This is a genomic window from Curtobacterium sp. WHRI 8282, assembly GCF_040223925.2.
In the GTDB taxonomy this organism is placed as follows: Bacteria; Actinomycetota; Actinomycetes; order Actinomycetales; family Microbacteriaceae; genus Curtobacterium; species Curtobacterium flaccumfaciens.
Map to the genome: position 1 here is coordinate 74192 of NZ_JBEHCD020000001.1, position 16049 is coordinate 90240.

Below are 16049 nucleotides of genomic sequence, written 5' to 3' on the forward strand. Positions count from 1 at the left end.
CTCGCGTCGTGATCCGTGTCATGTTCGGCCTCTTCACGACATTGTCGTAGTGAAGGGAGCACCGTGGACAACACCGCAGAAGACGACGCCGGCCTCGCACGGCGCCTCGCCTCGGGGGACAGAGCAGCGCTCGCGACGGCGTTCGACCGGTTCGCACCGACGCTCACCCGCTACGCATGGGCGATCGCGGGGAGCAAGCAGGACGTCGAAGAGCTGGTCCAGGACACGTTCCTGACGCTCTGGCAGCGAGCCGACGGCCTGCAGCTCCCGACCGGCACACTCCTGCCGTGGCTGCTGGTGGTGTGCCGCAACCACGCCAAGAACCTGGGACGGCGCAACCAGAAGCACGCCGGCGACGAACTCCCCTTCGACCTCGCCGCCCCCGCTGCCACCACCGAGGCGTCCGAGCAGCTCCGCTGGGTCCGCGCCGAGATCGCCGCACTGCCGGAGACCGACCGCCGGATCTGCGAACTCTGCCTGCTGCAGGGGTACTCCTACGCCGAAGCCGCACAACTGCTCGGCCTCAGCGTCGGGGCGGTCACCCAGCGGGTCTCCCGGTCCCGCCGACGACTCAGGAAGGCGGTGACGCACGATGAACACTGAGCCTCCCCAGGGAGACGACCTGCAGCGCATGCTCGTCTCGATGAAGCAGAACGTCCTCGAGCGTGCCACCCCTCGCCCGAAGCGACGAGGCCGCCGTGCAGGCATCGCGATCGGTGTCGTCGGGGTGCTGCTGCTCGGTGCTGCGGGCGGCGGGGTCGCGCTCGGCCTCATCCCGACGTCGATCACCACCGCGCCCGCCCCCACCGCGACGACGACACCCGAGCCGTCGCCGACCGAGACCTCGTCCGGGGCCCCGGTCGTGGGCGGCCCGACGCCCACGGCAAACCCGACCCCGACCCCGACGTCGACCCGGGCGCCGTACTCGCTGTCCGATCCGGACACGTGGACGATCTCCGGCAGCGAGGTGGGGCCCATCGCGCTCGGCGGGGAGTACGCCGCCGAGACGGACGACCTGACCGGCGTATTGAGGGCGGACCAGGGGTGCCTCAACCCGAACGTCGTGTTCTGGTACTCCGACGATCCCGACAAGGCGGGACTGACCGTCGTGAAGGCGGACGACGGCACGATCGCGAGCGTCATGGTCGGGATGAACACCGACGAGGTGGCGGGGCCGACGACTGCTGCGGGGCTCGGGGTCGGCAGCACGCTCGCCGAGTTGCGGGCGGCGTACCCCGACCTCCACTACACGGAGCCCGGCAACGACGACGCCCAGCCGTCGGACTCGCCCTACGGCGGCTGGACGACGACGATCGACGGCGTGTACGTCAGCTTCCGGGGCCCGTCGCTCGGCTCCGGCGACCGGGCGGACTCGGTGTGGGTGAGCAAGGTCGATCAGTCGCCGCCGACGGAGTTCTGCGGGTGACGCCTCCGGTCCGCTACCCTCGCGACGTGAAGCGTCTCTCCCCCGGCCAGCGCTGGGTCATCGGTCTCGGCGCGTTCGCGCTCGTCTGCCTCGTCGTCGGCATCACCGCCATCGCCGTCGGGATCGGCAACGGCGCAGCCACCTGCGTCGACGCCGAGGACGACGGGTTGCAGTACGCGTGCCCCGGTGACACCAGCAGCATCCTGTGGGGCAGCGTCCTCGCCGTCGTCGGGCTGCTCCACCTCGGACTCGCCGGGCTCGCGGGTGCACTCGTCTGGACCTCGACACCGACGATCGCTCCGAAGCCGGTCCGACGACCCGAGCACCTGCCCGGCCAGACCCATCGGGTGTTCTCCTACGGCACGCTCCAGCAGCCCCTCGTGCAGGAGTCACTGTTCGGCGAGCACGTCCCGACCACCCCGGACTCCCTGCCCGGCTGGCGGCTCGACCGGGTGACGATCACCGACCCGGACGTCATCCGGACGAGCGGCTCGGACCAGCACCCGATCCTGCGCCGCGGTGCTCCTGACGACGTCGTCGAAGGGGTGGCCCTGGCTCTCGGGTACGAGTGGCAGCTCCGCGCGGTCGACGGGTACGAGGTCGCCGACTACCAGCGCGTGCGGGTCACACTCGCCTCGGGTCGGACGGCCTGGGTCTACGTCGCCGCCGACGAAGCCTGAACCGCGGTCGCTGCGGCCAGTCGCTCGAGTCCCTCGTCGATCGACACCGACGGGGTCCACCCGAGCTCCTGCCGGGTCCGCCGCTGGTCGAACCAGTGCGCGGTCGACAGCTGCTCGGCCAGGAACCGGGTCATCGGTGGCTCGTCCTCGCCCGGTCGGACGCGCCAGACGGCCTCGACCACGGAGCCCGCGGCCCGTGCGACCGCGGCCGGCACGTGCCACTGCGGGGGCCGGACGCCCGACGCCGTGCAGATGCCGGCGAGCAGATCGGCGACGGGTCGGGGCTCACCGTTCGTGACCACGTAGGCGTTGCCGTGCACGCCGTCGTCCGTGACGCGTTCGAGTGCCGCGACCATGGCCGTCGCGGCGTTGTCGACGTAGAGCGTGTCGATGAGCGCAGCGCCGGAGTCGAGCAGCGGGAGCCGTCCGGCTCGGGCCCGCTCGACGATCCGTCCGACGAGCTGGGTGTCCCCCGGACCCCACACCAGGTGCGGCCGGACAGCCACGACGGCGAAGTCCGGGGCGTCGGCACCGAGTGCCAGTAGCTCCGCCGCGGCCTTGGTGCGGGCGTAGTCGCCACGGGCACGGGACGGTTCGGCCGGACCGGCGTCGGCCCCGACGAGCGACGAACCGGTGTGCGCGACCGACGGCGACGACACGAAGACGAAGCGCCCGACGCCGGCGGCACGGGCGGCCCCCAGCAGTGAGCGGGTCCCTTCGACGTTGACCCGGGCGAAGTCGGCCGGGTCGCCGGCGAGCGACACCTTCGCGGCCAGGTGCACGACCGCCTCGACCCCGTCGACCGCGCGGGCGATCGCAGCGTCGTCCGTCATCGTCCCGGCGACGTCCTGCACGCCCGACACCCCGGAGGGACGGCGCTGGAAGGTCCGGACCTCGTGCCCGGCGTCCCGCACGGCTGCGGCGGTGGCCTGCCCGAGGAACCCGCTGGCCCCGGTGACCAGGACCTTCACGGGCGCACCATCCGGCCGCCGTCTCGAACCGCGACGGGTCGGAGATTCGTGCTCACCGACACCTCACGCACCCGACGGCCCGTGAGGTGTCGCTGAGCGCGCGAGAACGCGCCGAACGCCCCGCTCACGGGCGCACCATCCGGCCGCCGGACAGCACCGAGCCGGCCCAGCGGGACAGCCGGGTGCGGTCGACCTTGGAGTTGTGCCGGATGTCCGTCGGCAGCACGGGCACGACGAGCACCGCGGCGAGTGGCACTCCGGCGGCGGCACGGACCGCTGCGGCGAGCTGCGGTGACGCCAGCCCGGGCCGGCGCGCCGCGGGGTCGGTCTCGACGACGGCCACCACCTGCTGGGTGCCGATCGGCCCGATGCCAGCGACCCCGGCACGTCCGACACCGTCGACGCCCTCGATCCGCTGCTCCGGCCCCACCGGCGTGACCACCCCGTCCGGGGTGGTGAGCACGTGCTGCAGCCGGCCCTCGACCCAGATCCGCCCCGCGGCGTCCAGGTGCCCGACGTCCCCGGTGCGGTGCCCACGCGGGTCGTCGACGCCGAGGCGCGAGACCCGGTCGGTGCGCCAGAGCCGGTCGTAGTGGTCGCGCACGTGTGGTGCCGCGACGACGATCTCGCCGGTGATCCCTGGCTCGTCCGTCAGGGCTCCGGTCGAGCGCCCGGAACCGTCGAGCGGTGCGATGCGGACGCGGACGTTCGCTGCCGGCGCCCCCACGCAGATCCCCTCGTCACCGGACCGGCTGGCGGCACGGACCCCGTCCAGGTCGACGTCCGTCATGAGGAGCCCCTCGGTCATGCCGTAGGGGGTGTGCGCGCTGGCGTTCGGCATCAGCTCGGTCGCCGCGGTGAGCAGCGCGGCCGAGACGGGAGCCCCGGCCGACAGGAACAGCCGCACGCCCCGCAGCGCCTGGCGGTCGGCGTCGGTGAGTTCCGACGCGGTCGCGACGACGTTCGCCAGGGCCGCCGGCGACAGGAACACCACGGTGGCGTCCGCCGCGGCGACCGAGGCCGCGACCGCCTTCGCCGTCAGGGTGCGCGGCGCGGTGACGTCCATGTCGGGCGCGACCGACCGCGCCCCGAGGGCCGGGCCGAGCAGCGCGAACGGTGCGAACCCGGCGACGAGGCCGGTGCCGACACCGACGTCGTACTGGGTGGCCAGGGCGTCCCGGACGGCACTGAGTTGCCCGTGCGTGTACACGACGCCCTTCGCCGGCCCGGTCGATCCCGAGGTGAAGAGCACGGCAGCGGGCGCGTCCGGCGACGGGGCCGTCGGCAGCGCGGCGCCGTGCGCGAGACGGCGGGCGCCGCGGCGGGCGACGTCGACGAGCGTGTGCTCCACGCGCAGCGCCTTCCGGGCCGGCGCGGGCAACGAGACCGTCGCGATGCGTCGCCCCGGCCAGCCGAGGGCACGCGCGGCACCGAGCCCGGGCAGCGCGCCGATGATCCAGTCCGGTCGGGCTCCGCGGACGGCCCGGGTCAGGCCGCCGAGTCCGAGTCCGGCGTCCGCGACGACGACGACCGCCCCGATCCGCACGCAGGCGTACAGGACGGCGGTCAGGTCGGCGCCGGGGGTCACCAGCAGCGAGACACGGTCGCCGCTCCGGACGCCCAGGTCGTCGAGTCCTGCGGCGATCTCGTCGACCCGTCGGGCGAGCAGCCGCCACGTGATCGTGCGGGGGCCACCGGCGGCGGCCATCTCGACCAGCGCGGGTTCGTCGCTCTCGAGCAGTTCGTCGAGCCGCGCCCAGAGCGGCGGGGTCGCCTGTGCGGGCTGGCCCGGGTCCACGGCGTCGGACTGGAGGCCCGTGGGGGCCTGGGCAGGACGGCCACCGTCCGGCAGGCGGTCACCGAGCCAGTCGAACACCGCGCCCGCCACGTCGGCGTCATCAGGCAGCAGGTGCCCGGCGCCCTCGAACCGGTGGACGTCGGCGTGCGGCACGCGTTCGGTCAGGTCGTCCAGGTAGCGCTCGAGGAACACCGGGTCGCGGGGACCCCAGAGCAGGAGCACCGGCACGTCGAGCGCGGCGACCCCGGCGGCGATGCGGTCGAGTTCGGGTGCGCTCCGGTGCCGGGCATCGACGGGGATGTCCGCGACGAACCCGCCGATGCCACCGCGTCGGGCCGCACCGCGGTAGGGCGCCCGGTAACCGTCGGCGACGGCCCGCTCGAGCTTCGGGTGCGCGATGGCCAGGGTGGTCTCGAGGAACGCCGGGGTCACGACGGTCGCGCGGCCGAGCATGCCCGGACCGAGGGCGAGCCGCAGCGGTGCGGGGATCGGGGCGTCGTCGGGCTGGTGCACGGCGGTGTTGCACGTCATCGCGGCGGCCAGGACGTCCGGGTGGTCGACCGCCCAGCCGAGCGACACCACGCCGCCCCAGTCGTGGCCGAGGGTGACGACCGGTCCGGTCAGCCCGAGTTCGTCGGTCAGGGCTCCGAGGTCCGCGACGCGCTGCGCCAGTCCGCGCTCGACGCCGGTGCGCTCCGAGAAGCCCATGTCGAGCTGGTCGACCGCGACCACACGCCAGGCCGGTCCGCCGGCCTGCGCGACCTCGAGCGAGGTGCGGAGCACCGACCGCCACAGGTACGACCACGTCGGGTTGCCGTGCACGCAGAGGATCGTGCCGATCGGTTCCACGCCGATCGCGGCCAGGGACCCGGCCGTGTCGAGGAGGTGCCAGGTGCGCGCGGCGCGATCTGTGCCTCCCGTCCGATCTCCGGACCACGCGGGGACGGTGACCAGACGCGACCAGGCCGGGTCGAGGCCGGGCAGGGAGGGCGGCTGCGTCGCCGGAGCCGTGCTCGCGGCGACGCGGGGCAGCCGGGACCTCACCAGTGGAGTTCCATCATCGCCGTGTTGATGCCGGAACCGACGCCACCCAGGAACACACGGTCACCGCGACGGATGCCGCCGGAAGCGACCTCGTCTGCCAGGGTGATCGGGATCGACGCGGGGCCGACGTTGCCGAACCGCTGGTACGTGGTGGGGACCTTGTCGCGCGGGATGCCGATCGCCTCGACGAAGGCGTTGGTGTGCACGTCGGAGACCTGGTGCAGCACGTAGCGGTCCATGTCGGCCCAGTCGAAGTGGGCTCGGGCCTCGGTCCAGGCAGCGACGACGAGTTCCATGCCGCCCTTGAGCAGCATCTTCGCGTCCGTGAACATGCCGTCGACGCTGCCGACGCACAGGTCGTACCACTGGGTCGCCGCGCGGGTGACGCCGCCGACGATCCGGTGGCCTTCGGGGTGCAGGTCCGCCGGGCCGAGCACGGCCGCCGCGGCACCGGACCCGAGGGTCAGGCTCGCGAACTCGCTCATGAAGTCCTTGCGGTTCCGGCCGCCCTGGTTCAGGCGGTCGATCGTGTTGAGCTGCACCTGGTCGGCGTCCTCGCCGTCGACGACGAGCGCGTACTTGATCTGCCCGGAGTCGATCATGCCCGCGGCGACGCTCATGGCGTTGACGAACCCCAGGCAGGCGTTCGCGATGTCGAAGTTGATGGCGGACGACGGCAGCCCGAGGCCGTGGTGCAGGCGGACGGCCACCGACGGCTCGAGGTGCGGGCGCGTCACCGAGGTGTTGATGAGCAGCCCGATCTCGTCCGGACGGACACCGGCTTCGGCCATGGCACGACGGCCGGCGTCGATCGCCGCGTCCTGGAAGGTCTGGCCCTCGCCCCAGTTGCGGCGCTCGATGACCCCGGCGACGCGCTCGAGCAGTCCCATCGGCAGACGGAGCCGACGGAGGACCCCGCGGAGCTTGGCCTCGATGTCGGCCGAGGTCGTCACACGCTCCGCCGTGGTGGTCGCCACGGAGAGCAGTGAGACGTTCCGGTGCTTCGCCGTGGCGTTGCCGGGCTGCTCCGGTTCACTGCTCGATGCCTGGTCGACCGGCCGTTCCGTCATGATCGTCACCGACACATACTTCCGCATCTGGCCTGTGTGCGCGATCCGGATGCGCTGGACGGCCCTGAATCCGAGCAATGCATTGCATGTGAAATACATATTGCATACGATGGCTACCGACCACTTCGATTGGAGCCCCGAATGCCCCCGCTCAGCAAGTCCACCTCTGCCGCAGCCCTCCTGCTGGCCTTCGCGCCGTTGGCCGTGCCGGACATGGCCGCCGCGACGACCGTCACGACGGCACCCGCGCCGACCGAGGAGCGAGCCGACGTGTCCGTGGAGCCGGAGGCGCCGGGCGAGGCCGAGGCACCTGTCGACAGTGGTTCGCCCGTCGAACCCGAGGCGCCCGCGGACACCGCGCCCCCGGTCGACGCCGACCCCGCCACGGAGCCGGAGCCGGAGCCGGCCCCGGCGCCGAGCACCGCGCCCGCCCCGACCCCCACGCCCGAGGCACAGCCCACGACCGACGAGGTCACGCCGAACGAGACGCCGATCAACGTCTACGTCATCGGCGACCAGGACACGACCGGCCAGCCGGGACAGCGGTTCGAGACGTCGATCTTCAACGTCAAGAACGCGAGTGGCTTCACGATCCCGAGCCGCTCGCTCGACTTCCACTGGACCATCACCGGCCCCGCGACCTTCACACGCGGACGACCGCCGTTCAGCGTGGCGAACTCGGGCACGGCGAACGTCGCGAACTGCACGTTCACGTCTCCCACGCAGACCGACTGCCTCGGAGCGAATCCCCAGCCGCTCAACACCGGTGGAGCGAACTTCAACCACATCCGGGTGCCGATCACCGTCGACGCTTCGGCGCTGCCGGGCGACGTCGTCACGGTGCACGGCTCGTTCGCCCCGAACGCCGCCACCGACTACGTCAACACGAACGAGCAGACGACATCGACGTGGAAGGTCACCATCCCACTGACCTCCGCCGTCATCGACGAGCCGACCGCAGCAGTCGGACCGAAGCCGACCATCACCGGCCAGGGCGTCCCCGGCGGCACCGTCGACGTCACCGTCGGTGACCGGGCTCCGGTGAACGTCCCCGTCGGCGACGACGGCACCTGGTCGCTCCCCGTCACAGAGGCGCTGTCAGACGGGTCGGTCACCGTCACCGCCGTGCAGCACCGCAACGGCTTCACCGCCGAACCCACCACGGCGACCCTCGACGTCGACGCCACCGCCCCCGACGTCCCGATCGTCGACGACCCCGGCACCCTCGCCGACCCGACCGGACCCATCACCGGCACCGCCGAGCCGGGCTCCATCGTCATCGTCCGCGACGAGGCCGGCAACGAACTCGGCCGCGACCGCGCGAACGAGGACGGTGACTTCTCCGTCCGTCTCGACGCACCGCTGCCCGAGGGCGCGACCGACCTCGTGGTCGTCGCCGCCGACGCGGTCGGCAACGAGTCCGGCCCGGCGACCGCGACCGCGGTCGTCCCGGACACCACCGCGCCCGGTGCTCCGATCGTCGAGCGCCAGGACCTCGCGACCCCGACCGGTCCGGTGGTCGGCACCGCCGAGCCCGGCTCCATCGTCATCATCCGCGACCGGGACGGCGACGAGATCGGGCGCGGCGAAGCCAACGACGACGGCGACTTCTCGGTCGATCTGGACGAGCCGCTGACCGAGGGCGACCACGGCCTGGAGGTCGTCGCACAGGACGACGCCGGCAACGAGTCGGCTCCCTCGCCCGTGACCGTCACCGCACCCGACGTCACCGCACCCGATGCGCCGATCAGCACGACCCCCGAGTTCCTCGCCGACGGCACCGGCCCCTTCACCGGGTCAGCCGAACCCGGTTCGACGGTGATCGTGCGTGACGCCGACGGCAACGAACTCGGCCGTGCCGAGGCCCGCGACGACGGGCAGTTCACCATCGTGCTCGACGAGCCGCTCGACGACGGCGCGCACGACCTCGAGCTCGTCGCGCAGGACGAGGCCGGCAACGTCTCGTCCCCGACGCCGGTCACGGTGGACGTGGACGACGACGCTCCGAACGCACCGATCGTCACCGGTCCGACCGACCTGGCTGACGGCAAGGGCCCGATCGCCGGGACGGCGGAGCCGGGCTCCACGGTCATCGTCCGTGACGAGGACGGCAAGGAGATCGGCCGCGGCGAGGCCAACGACGACGGCGACTTCAGCATCGAGCTGGACGAGCCCCTTGATGACGGCGAGCACAAGCTCGAACTCGTCGCCCAGGACAACGCCGGCAACATCTCGACCCCCACCCCGGTCACGGTTGACGTCGACACCGAAGCACCCGACGCACCAGTGGTCACCAGCCCCTCTGACCTCGACAACGGTAAGGGCCCCATCACCGGGACCGCCGAGCCCGGCTCGACGGTCATCATCCGTGACGAGGACGGCAACGAGATCGGCCGCGGCGAAGCCAACGACGACGGCGACTTCAGCATCGAGCTGGACGAACCGCTCAACGACGGCGAGCACAAGCTCGAACTCGTCGCGCAGGACAAGGCCGGTAATACCTCCGAAGAGACGAAGACCACGGTCGACGTCGACACGAAGGCACCGACCGCACCCGTCGTCACCAGCCCGTCCGACCTGAGCGACGGCAAGGGCCCCATCAGCGGGACCGCCGAGCCCGGCTCCACCGTGATCATCCGTGACGAGGACGGCAACGAGATCGGCCGCGGCGAAGCCAACGACGACGGAGACTTCAGCATCGAGCTGGACGAACCGCTCAACGACGGCGAGCACAAGCTCGAACTCATCGCCCAGGACGACGCCGGCAACACCTCCGAAGAGACGAAGACCACGGTCGACGTCGACACGAAGGCACCGACCGCACCCGTCGTCACCAGCCCGTCCGACCTGAGCGACGGCAAGGGCCCCATCAGCGGGACCGCCGAGCCCGGCTCCACGGTCATCATCCGCGATGAAGACGGCAACGAGATCGGCCGCGGCGAAGCCAACGACGACGGAGACTTCAGCATCGAACTGGACGAGCCGCTCAACGACGGCGAGCACAAGCTCGAACTCGTCGCGCAGGACAAGGCCGGCAACACCTCCGAAAAGACGAAGACCACCGTCGACGTCGACACCGAATCACCGACCGCGCCCGTCGTGACCAGCCCGTCCGACCTGAGCGACGGCAAGGGCCCCATCACCGGGACCGCGGAGCCCGGCTCGACGGTCATCATCCGCGACGAGGACGGCAACGAACTCGGCCGCGGCGAAGCCAACGACGACGGCGACTTCAGCATCGAACTGGACGAACCGCTCAACGACGGCGAGCACAAGCTCGAACTCGTCGCGCAGGACAAGGCCGGCAATGCCTCCGAAGAGACGAAGACCACCGTCGACGTCGACACGAAGGCACCGACCGCGCCGATCGTGACCAGCCCCTCTGACCTCGCTGACGGCAAGGGACCCCTCACCGGCACCGCGGAGCCCGGCTCGACCGTGATCATCCGCGACGAGGACGGCAACGAGATCGGCCGCGGCGAAGCCAACGACGACGGAGACTTCTCCATCGAGCTCGACGAGCCCCTGGATGACGGCGAGCACAAGCTCGAACTGATCGCCCAGGACGACGCCGGCAACACCTCCGAGGAGACGAAGACCACGGTCGACGTCGACACGAAGGCACCGACCGCACCGGTCGTGACCAGCCCCAGCGATCTCGACAACGGCAAGGGCCCGATCAGCGGCACCGCCGAGCCCGGCTCGATCGTGATCATCCGCGACGAGGAGGGCAACGAGATCGGCCGCGGCGAAGCCAACGACGACGGGGACTTCAGCATCGAGCTGGACGAACCGCTCGACGACGGCGAGCACAAGCTCGAACTCATCGCTGCAGACAAGGCCGGCAACGAATCTGGCCCGACCGACACCACGGTCGACGTCGACACCGAAGCCCCGACGGCACCGGTCGTGACCAGCCCCAAGGACCTCGACAACGGCAACGGTCCGATCAGCGGAACCGCGGAACCCGGCTCCACTGTGATCATCCGTGACGAGGACGGTAACGAGATCGGCCGCGGTGAGGCCAACGACGACGGCGACTTCAGCATCGAGCTCGATGAGCCCCTTGATGACGGCGAGCACAAGCTCGAACTCATCGCCGAAGACAAGGCCGGCAACACCTCCGACGAGACGACGACCACCGTCGACGTCGACACGAAGGCACCGGACGCACCCGTCGTCACCAGCCCCTCTGACCTCGCTGACGGCAAGGGCCCCATCACCGGCACCGCCGAACCCGGCTCCACGGTCATCATCCGCGATGAAGACGGCACCGAGATCGGCCGCGGCGAAGCCAACGACGACGGCGACTTCTCCATCGAACTCGACGAGCCCCTCAACGACGGCGAGCACAAGCTCGAACTCGTCGCGCAGGACGACGCCGGCAACACCTCCGAAGAGACGAAGACCACGGTCGACATCGACACGGAAGCCCCCACGGCACCGGTCGTCACCAGCCCCAGCGATCTCGACAACGGCAAGGGCCCGATCAGCGGCACCGCCGAACCCGGCTCGATCGTGATCATCCGCGGCGAGGACGGCAACGAGATCGGCCGCGGCGAAGCCAACGACGACGGCGACTTCTCCATCGAACTCGATGAGCCCCTCGACGACGGCGAGCACAAGCTCGAACTCATCGCCCAGGACAAGGCCGGCAACGAATCTGACTCGACCGACACCACGGTCGACGTCGACACCGAAGCCCCCACGGCACCAGTCGTCACCAGCCCGTCCGACCTCGCTGACGGCAAGGGCCCGATCACCGGGACCGCCGAGCCGGGCTCCGCCGTGATCATCCGCGACGAGGACGGCAACGAACTCGGCCGCGGCACCGCGGACGAGAACGGCGACTTCGAGATCGTCCTCGACGAGCCGCTCACGGACGGGGCGCACGACCTCGAACTCATCGCGCAGGACAAGGCCGGCAACACCTCCGAGCAGACGAAGACCACGGTCGACGTCGACACCGAGGCCCCGGCGGCACCCGTCCTCGAGGCGTTCGACGACATCGTCGACGGCACCGGCATCGTCCGGGGCTCCGCCGAGCCCGGCTCGACGGTCGTCATCCGCGACGCCGACGGCCGTGAGATCGGCCGTGGGACAGCGGACTCCGACGGGCGGTTCGCCTTCCGGACGACGGTTCCCCTGGAGCCGGGAGCACACCTGCTGTCGGTCGTCGCCGTGGACCGCTTCGGTCACGTCTCACCGGGCTCGAGCATGCTCGTCACGCTCGTCCCCGAGAGCGAAGGCGATGACGATGGCGATGCCGAGAACGACGAGAACGACCACGGGGCCGGAACGGGAATCGCGTTCCCGGTGATCGTGACCCCGGGCACGGGCACGCAGCTCGGCACGACCGACGATCGCACCGCACCCGCTCCGGAGACCGACGGAGCCAGCCCCACCGGCGCCGCCACCACCAACCGTGAGCTCGCCTTCACCGGCGTCGAGCTCGGCGGCTGGCTCGCCGCCGCGCTGACCGCGCTCGGGCTCGGCGCCGTCCTGCGCCTGCTCGCGCGCCGACGCCAAGGCGACGTGCGCGGCGACTGAGCCCCGGACTGCGGACTGGAGGCCCGGATCACGTACCCGACGAGGGGACGCGATCCGGGCCTCCCGGCTGTCACGGCGCTGCAGCGCCCGAGCGCTCAGCCCTCGGTCTGCAACGGCTCCTTCGGCAGCTTCCGCACCTTCGCGCGCCGTTTGCGGCGCTCCGGGATCATCGACCGCATCTCCTCGAGCTTGCCGAAGCAGAGCAGGCGGTCCCCCGGCTCGAGGGCGACGCCACTGCGCGGGTTGGGGATGACGTTCGAGCCGCGGTGCAGCGTGAGGACCGTGATGTCACGGTCCCAGAGCCCGGACTCCTTGATCGTCCTGCCGACCAGGTCGGCGTTGGTGTGCACGAGGAGCTCGGCGACGCCGTAGCCGGTCGAGACGGACAGCCGCTGACGGACGTCGATCTCGGGGAACGCGACCTGGTTCGCGATGAAGTCGACGATCGCACCGGCGATGTCGAGGCCGGTGGCACGCTCGACGCCCTCGAGTCCTGGCGAGGAATTGACCTCCATCACGAGGGGCCCGTCGTTGCCCTCGAGCATGTCGACGCCGGCGACCTTGAGGCCCATGATCTGCGCCGAGCGCACGGCAACGGCCTCGTACTCGGGCGAGAGCGTGACCTTCTCGACGGTGCCGCCGCGGTGCACGTTCGAGCGGAACTCGTCACCCGAGGCGGTCCGGCGCATCGCCGCCACGACCCGGTCACCGACGACGAGGGCCCGGATGTCACGACCGCGGCTCTCCGCGATGAACCGCTGGATCAGGACGTTCTGCTTGGTGGAGTGCAGGGTCTCGACGATCGACTCGGCCACCTTCGCCTCGGGTGCCAGGATCACACCGATGCCCTGCGTGCCCTCGAGGAGCTTGATGACGACGGGCGCGCCACCGACCCGTTCGATCGCCCCGCGCACGTCGTTGCGGCCGGCCACGAAGGTCGTCGCCGGCATGCCGATGTCGTGCCGCGACAGGATCTGGTTCGCCCGGAGCTTGTCGCGCGAGTTCGTGATGCCGTTCGCCGTGTTCGGCGTGTACACGTCCATCTGCTCGAACTGGCGCACCACGGCGGTGCCGTAGTAGGTGATCGAGTTGCCGATGCGCGGCAGCACCGCGTCGTAGTCGCTCAGCAGCTTGCCGCGGTAGAGCAGGTCCGGGTCGTCGCCGGACAGGTCGATCGCGAAGCGCAGGGTGTTGAGCACCTTGACCTCGTGACCGCGGTCGAGTGCCGCTGCGCGGAGGCGCTGGGTCGAGTACGCCTGGGGCGCGCGCGACAGGATGGCGAGTTTCATCGAGGGGTTCTCCGCTGGGTCGGATCGACGGCGACGCTCCATCAAAGCATGCGGACGTGGCCACGGAGCATGCGACAGGATGGGCACATGGCCCGAGCTCCGAAGTCCTCCGACAGCGGGCTCGTCGTCGCCGGGTGGCGGGAGTGGGCGGGACTGCCGGACCTCGGCGTGCCGTGGATCAAGGTGAAGCTCGACACCGGCGCACGGAGCTCCGCGTTGCACGCCTTCGACCTCGAGGAACTCCCCGGCGAGCGGGTCCGGTTCTCGCTGCACCCCTGGCAGGACACCGATGCCGACGCCTCCACCATCGAGTGCGACGTGCACGACCGCCGCATCGTCCGCAGCTCGACCGGGCACACCCAGGAGCGCATCGTCGTCCGCACGCGGATCGCGTTGGCCGGGCAGGTCGTCGAGTCCGAGGTCACCTTGAGCAACCGGGACCAGATGGGGTTCCGGATGCTCGTCGGTCGCGAGGCGCTCCGGCAGGGCTTCCTCGTCGATCCTGCACGGTCCTTCATGGCCGGGCGGGCTCCGAAGGAGATCCGGCGCCGCAACCGCGGTCGCGCCTGAGCGCTCCTGGTCACGCGGCACGGGCCGTTGCGGTGACCGGTCGACGGCCTGGAGGCGCGGTGCGGGGCCGCCACGGGCCTCCCGTCCGTCTCGACGCGCGTCCCGGGCGCGGGCCCGGTCAGTGACCGAGGTGGCGGCCGAGGAAGGCGAGCTGCTGTGGCGCCAGGCGGCGCCAGTACCCGTGCGTGTGGGCGCCGGGTGCGAAGCCTCCGGCCGGAGGCGTGTCGAAACCGTCGACGTAGGTGTGCACCGCCGGCGCGAACCCGTCACCGTTGCCGCAGTCGACGCGGACGGCGACACCGTCCAGGGCGCGCTGCCGCCCGAGGACGGTGTTCGCGCGGAAGTCGGCGGCGTCGTCGAAGGCGCCGCGGGCAGTGTCGGCGGCCGACTTCCAGAGCGCGGGGCTGATGGCCGAGACGGCCCGGACGCGCGAGGTGCCGAGGACTCCGCCGAGTCGGAGGGCACCGAAGCCACCCATCGAGTAGCCGGTCAGGGCGAGGCGGTCCGTGTCGAAGCCGCGGCGGGCGATCAGGGGCAGGAACTCGTCGACGACCATCGCGGCGGGGTCGTCCCCGTCGGCTCGTGGGTGCCAGTAGCGGTTGCCGCCGTCGATCGAGGCGATCGCGAACGGCGCTCCGCCGTCGGCGACGTGCGCTGCGAGGAACCGGTCGTAACCCAGGCTCCGCCCGAAGAACGAGGTGTGGTCGTCGCCGTAGCCGTGCAGGGCGACCGCCACCGGCAAGGGGGTGTTGGATGCCGGGGCCGCGATCGTCCACCCGACGGTGCGGCCGTTCCGAGCGGTCGAGACGAAGGTGCCGGAGGCCGTGGGGACCGGCTCGACGTCGGGGACCGTGCCGTCGGTGCCGTCCAGACCGAGCACCCGGTACAGGGTCGAGCGTCCGGGCAGCAGGCCGAGGTTGATCCCCTCGGCCACGGCTCCCGCGGCGACGACGCCCGTGCCACCGATCAGCAGGGAACGGCGGGTGATCGTGGCCGCACGCGATCGGGTCATGTGGTGGGCGCCGTTCCGTCAGGGGTGTGTTCCCGGATGAGGGACGCGGCGACGGACCGTGCCGTCGTCGTGTCGAGCGCGGGGTCGCGCAACCGCATCGCAAGGTAACCGGAGACGATGAGCAGCAGCTGGTCGGCGAGGACCTCGGCACGGGGACCGACCACCGGCACCGCCTGTGCCACGAGCCGCCGGCGCAAGGTGGTGGTCTCGAGGTCCAGGACCCGTCGGACCTCGGCGGGGGCGTCCGCGTACTCGGCGGCGGTGCCGAGGAAGGCGCACCAGCGGGAGCCCGTGGGCGTCGAGCGGTAGTCATCGAGGGCGTCGAACACCGCCAGGAGTCGGCCCAGGTCGTCCCGTTCGGCGGCGACCGCTCGGTCCCAGGTGGCGATCCAGTCCTCGTGGCGACGGGTGAGGGCCGCGGCGACCAGGGACTCCTTGCTCGCGTAACCGCGGTACAGGGTGGCCGTCGAGACCCCGGCCCGTTCGAGGACGGCGTCGATCGGGGTGGCGGCGATGCCCTGTGAGAAGAAGAGCTCCTCGGCGGCGTCGAGCAGCCGCTGCTCGGTCCCTGGGCGCATCACCATGAGAGCACCCTAGGCTCTGAAAAGTGAAACGATCGTTTTTGTTACGACATCAACT

11 protein-coding genes are annotated in these 16049 nt (G+C 71.4%); 5 read left to right on the forward strand and 6 right to left on the reverse strand.

Annotation, left to right across the window (positions count from 1 at the left end):
- Positions 1 to 63 precede the first annotated feature (63 nt).
- Genes ABRP24_RS00345 through ABRP24_RS00355 form a run of 3 tightly spaced genes read left to right on the forward strand, consistent with a single transcriptional unit; the run spans position 64 to position 2106 of the window.
- Positions 64 to 603: an RNA polymerase sigma factor gene (locus ABRP24_RS00345; RefSeq protein ID WP_301565854.1), complete on the forward strand. Its 540-nt coding sequence runs from the start codon at positions 64 to 66 to the stop codon at positions 601 to 603.
- The gene (locus tag ABRP24_RS00350) at positions 593 to 1426 is read left to right on the forward strand and encodes a hypothetical protein (protein ID WP_349849650.1); all 834 of its coding nucleotides are present in this window, start codon (positions 593 to 595) and stop codon (positions 1424 to 1426) included. The genes ABRP24_RS00345 and ABRP24_RS00350 overlap by 11 nt, the downstream gene beginning before the upstream one ends.
- A gap of 26 nt (positions 1427 to 1452) precedes the next feature.
- A complete protein-coding gene (locus tag ABRP24_RS00355) occupies positions 1453 to 2106 on the forward strand; it encodes a gamma-glutamylcyclotransferase family protein (RefSeq protein WP_349849647.1) in 654 nt (217 codons plus the stop codon).
- Here the strand turns inward: ABRP24_RS00355 and ABRP24_RS00360 are convergent.
- From ABRP24_RS00360 to ABRP24_RS00370, 3 genes are all read right to left on the reverse strand, one after another.
- Positions 2082 to 3077: an NAD-dependent epimerase/dehydratase family protein gene (locus tag ABRP24_RS00360; RefSeq protein ID WP_349849645.1), complete on the reverse strand. Its 996-nt coding sequence runs from the start codon at positions 3075 to 3077 to the stop codon at positions 2082 to 2084. The two genes, ABRP24_RS00355 and ABRP24_RS00360, sit on opposite strands and share 25 nt — an antisense overlap.
- A gap of 124 nt (positions 3078 to 3201) precedes the next feature.
- Positions 3202 to 5919, reverse strand: a complete 2718-nt coding sequence (locus ABRP24_RS00365; RefSeq protein ID WP_349849643.1) for an alpha/beta fold hydrolase — start codon at positions 5917 to 5919, stop codon at positions 3202 to 3204.
- Positions 5916 to 6989 (reverse strand): 3-oxoacyl-ACP synthase III, encoded by a 1074-nt coding sequence (locus ABRP24_RS00370; RefSeq protein ID WP_042537701.1) that lies wholly within the window; start codon positions 6987 to 6989, stop codon positions 5916 to 5918. Before ABRP24_RS00370 ends, ABRP24_RS00365 begins: the two co-directional genes overlap by 4 nt.
- 141 nt (positions 6990 to 7130) lie before the next feature.
- Between ABRP24_RS00370 and ABRP24_RS00375 the strand changes: the two genes are divergently transcribed.
- Positions 7131 to 12539: an Ig-like domain-containing protein gene (locus ABRP24_RS00375; RefSeq protein WP_371836696.1), complete on the forward strand. Its 5409-nt coding sequence runs from the start codon at positions 7131 to 7133 to the stop codon at positions 12537 to 12539.
- A 95-nt stretch (positions 12540 to 12634) separates the two neighbouring features.
- On the opposite strand, the gene ABRP24_RS00380 is transcribed toward ABRP24_RS00375, so the two are convergent.
- Positions 12635 to 13828: a RimK family alpha-L-glutamate ligase gene (locus ABRP24_RS00380; RefSeq protein ID WP_349849638.1), complete on the reverse strand. Its 1194-nt coding sequence runs from the start codon at positions 13826 to 13828 to the stop codon at positions 12635 to 12637.
- An 87-nt stretch (positions 13829 to 13915) separates the two neighbouring features.
- On the opposite strand from ABRP24_RS00380, the gene ABRP24_RS00385 reads away from it, so the two are divergent.
- A complete protein-coding gene (locus ABRP24_RS00385; protein WP_027465989.1) occupies positions 13916 to 14398 on the forward strand; it encodes a RimK/LysX family protein in 483 nt (160 codons plus the stop codon).
- Positions 14399 to 14516: 118 nt separating this feature from the next.
- On the opposite strand, the gene ABRP24_RS00390 is transcribed toward ABRP24_RS00385, so the two are convergent.
- On the reverse strand, positions 14517 to 15410 hold the full coding sequence (locus ABRP24_RS00390; RefSeq protein WP_349849635.1) for an alpha/beta hydrolase-fold protein: 894 nt from the start codon (positions 15408 to 15410) through the stop codon (positions 14517 to 14519).
- Positions 15407 to 15994 (reverse strand): TetR/AcrR family transcriptional regulator, encoded by a 588-nt coding sequence (locus ABRP24_RS00395; RefSeq protein WP_349849634.1) that lies wholly within the window; start codon positions 15992 to 15994, stop codon positions 15407 to 15409. Before ABRP24_RS00395 ends, ABRP24_RS00390 begins: the two co-directional genes overlap by 4 nt.
- Between the last annotated feature and the right edge of the window lie 55 nt (positions 15995 to 16049).

Bases quoted from the DNA above. Each gene is read 5' to 3' on its own strand.
- ABRP24_RS00390 (WP_349849635.1), bottom strand. From the start codon at position 15,410: ATGACCCGATCGCGTGCGGCCACGATCACCCGCCGTTCCCTGCTGATC.
- ABRP24_RS00370 (WP_042537701.1), bottom strand. From the start codon at position 6,989: ATGACGGAACGGCCGGTCGACCAGGCATCGAGCAGTGAACCGGAGCAG.
- ABRP24_RS00350 (WP_349849650.1), top strand. From the start codon at position 593: ATGAACACTGAGCCTCCCCAGGGAGACGACCTGCAGCGCATGCTCGTC.
- ABRP24_RS00380 (WP_349849638.1), bottom strand. From the start codon at position 13,828: ATGAAACTCGCCATCCTGTCGCGCGCGCCCCAGGCGTACTCGACCCAG.
- ABRP24_RS00385 (WP_027465989.1), top strand. From the start codon at position 13,916: ATGGCCCGAGCTCCGAAGTCCTCCGACAGCGGGCTCGTCGTCGCCGGG.
- ABRP24_RS00395 (WP_349849634.1), bottom strand. From the start codon at position 15,994: ATGGTGATGCGCCCAGGGACCGAGCAGCGGCTGCTCGACGCCGCCGAG.
- ABRP24_RS00375 (WP_371836696.1), top strand. From the start codon at position 7,131: ATGCCCCCGCTCAGCAAGTCCACCTCTGCCGCAGCCCTCCTGCTGGCC.